Here is a 2,680-nt window from a genome sequence, read left to right on the forward strand (position 1 = left end):
CACGGTTTCGCGTCTGCCACTACTAACTATAGCGCCCTATTCAGACTCGCTTTCGCTCCGGCTCCGCCCCTGAAGGGCTTAACCTCGCTAGCAACGGCAACTCGTAGGCTCATTATGCAAAAGGCACGCCGTCACGGAGTAAATCCGCTCCGACCGCTTGTAAGCGTATGGTTTCAGGTTCTCTTTCACTCCCCTGTTCGGGGTTCTTTTCACCTTTCCCTCACGGTACTGGTTCACTATCGGTCTCTCAGGAGTATTTAGCCTTGGCGGATGGTCCCGCCAGATTCACACAAGGTTTCACGTGCCCCGCGCTACTCAGGATACCACTATCAATAACATTAACTTACCCATACGGGACTATCACCCCCTGCGGTCCAACTTTCCAGATGGTTCCGGTTCATTATGCATCGAATATCGTGGTCCTACAACCCCATTGTTGCCGAAACAACAATGGTTTGGGCTCTTCCGCTTTCGCTCGCCACTACTCACAGAATCACTATTGTTTTCTCCTCCTCCGGCTACTTAGATGTTTCAGTTCACCGGGTTTGCTTCCCTTACGGGATACTATACCTTCAGTATAGTGGGTTGCCCCATTCGGACATCTGCGGATCATATCGTATGTGCCAATCCCCGCAGCTTTTCGCAGCTTATCACGTCCTTCATCGCCTCTGAGAGCCTAGGCATCCCCCATACGCCCTTAACTAGCTTGTCGCCAATGCCTCGTAATTCTAACGTATGGTACTCTATATCTCTATAAAATACCCGCTCTTTGTTTCTTTAAAAAAATTCGTGTCTTCTCTTTAAAAATTATATACCATATACATGATATATAACCCTCGTATATCCCAATATGTCAATGAACGTTTACACACCCAAGCGTTTCGCCTAGGTGTGTGCCCTACTTCGCTTAAAAGCTTCGTAGAACATTGTGGAGAATACCGGAGTCGAACCGGTGACCTCCTGCGTGCAAGGCAGGCGCTCTAGCCAGCTGAGCTAATTCCCCATAAGTGCTCCATAACCCTTAACGGGTGAAGGAGTACTCCTTAGTTGGCACTGTACAGTTAACAATCCACAGTTATCCGTAACTCGTCAACTCTATAGGTTGCTCAACTTCTAAAATTTCCAATTTAGTTTCAATGAACTTTAAGCACCTCTCCGCTTAAAGCTTCGAAGCACTAATAGTAGTCTCAGGCAGACTCGAACTGCCGACCTCTACATTATCAGTGTAGCGCTCTAACCAGCTGAGCTATGAGACTGCTTTGATCTTATCTTTTAAATAATGGCAGAGAACTTATTTCCAAAACAACAAGGTGAAAGGGACAAAACCCATTATAATTCCAATCCGTTAGTAACTTCTCTAGAAAGGAGGTGTTCCAGCCGCACCTTCCGGTACGGCTACCTTGTTACGACTTAGCCCTAGTTACCGGTCTTACCCTAGGCCGCTCCTTGCGGTGACAGACTTCAGGTACCCCCGGCTTCCATGGCTTGACGGGCGGTGTGTACAAGGCCCGGGAACGTATTCACCGGATCATGGCTGATATCCGATTACTAGCGATTCCAGCTTCACGGGGTCGAGTTGCAGACCCCGATCCGAACTGTGACCGGTTTTATAGATTCGCTCCTGCTCGCGCAGTGGCTGCTCATTGTACCGGCCATTGTAGCACGTGTGTAGCCCAGGACGTAAGGGCCGTGATGATTTGACGTCATCCCCACCTTCCTCACGGTTTGCACCGGCAGTCCCGTTAGAGTCCCCAACTTTACTTGCTGGCAACTAACGGCAGGGGTTGCGCTCGTTATAGGACTTAACCTGACACCTCACGGCACGAGCTGACGACAACCATGCAGCACCTTGTAATGAGTCCGAAGAAAAGCCTATCTCTAAGCCTGTCCCACTACATTTAAGCCCTGGTAAGGTTCCTCGCGTATCATCGAATTAAACCACATGCTCCACCGCTTGTGCGGGCCCCCGTCAATTCCTTTGAGTTTCATTCTTGCGAACGTACTCCCCAGGTGGGATACTTATCACTTTCGCTTGGCCACCGAGCCCGAAAGCCCAACAGCTAGTATCCATCGTTTACGGCGTGGACTACCGGGGTATCTAATCCCGTTCGCTCCCCACGCTTTCGTCCATCAGCGTCAGTTAATAGTTAGTGACCTGCCTTCGCGATTGGTGTTCTATGTAATATCTATGCATTTCACCGCTACACTACATATTCCAGCCACTCCACTATAACTCAAGACAACCAGTATCAAGGGCAGTGCTACAGTTGAGCTGCAGCATTTCACCCCTGACTTAATTGCCCGCCTGCGGACCCTTTAAACCCAATGATTCCGGATAACGCTCGGACCCTCCGTATTACCGCGGCTGCTGGCACGGAGTTAGCCGGTCCTTATTCTTACAGTACCGTCACCAGGGTACACGTACCCCTTATTCTTCCTGTATAAAAGCAGTTTACAACCCGTAGGGCTGTCTTCCTGCACGCGGCATGGCTGGATCAGGCTTGCGCCCATTGTCCAATATTCCTCACTGCTGCCTCCCGTAGGAGTCTGGTCCGTGTCTCAGTACCAGTGTGGGGGATCCCCCTCTCAGGGCCCCTACTTATCGTTGCCTAGGTAAGCCGTTACCTTACCTACTAGCTAATAAGACGCATAGCCATCTTTTACCGCCGTAACTTTAAAC

General features: G+C 50.0%; 2 tRNA genes and 2 rRNA genes (1 of these 4 only partly in view). All 4 read right to left on the reverse strand.

The window, feature by feature from the left end:
* A 23S ribosomal RNA gene (locus OO016_RS14370) occupies positions 1–712 on the reverse strand (it extends 2,130 nt beyond the left edge of the window).
* Between the two features lie 217 nt (positions 713–929).
* Positions 930–1,003, reverse strand: a tRNA-Ala gene (locus OO016_RS14375).
* 179 nt (positions 1,004–1,182) lie between these two features.
* Positions 1,183–1,256: transfer RNA gene (locus OO016_RS14380), tRNA-Ile, on the reverse strand.
* A 105-nt stretch (positions 1,257–1,361) separates the two neighbouring features.
* A 16S ribosomal RNA gene (locus OO016_RS14385) occupies positions 1,362–2,680 on the reverse strand; the annotation flags it as partial.

The organism is Lentiprolixibacter aurantiacus (genome assembly GCF_026241225.1).
Lineage (GTDB): Bacteria > Bacteroidota > Bacteroidia > Flavobacteriales > Flavobacteriaceae > Lentiprolixibacter > Lentiprolixibacter aurantiacus.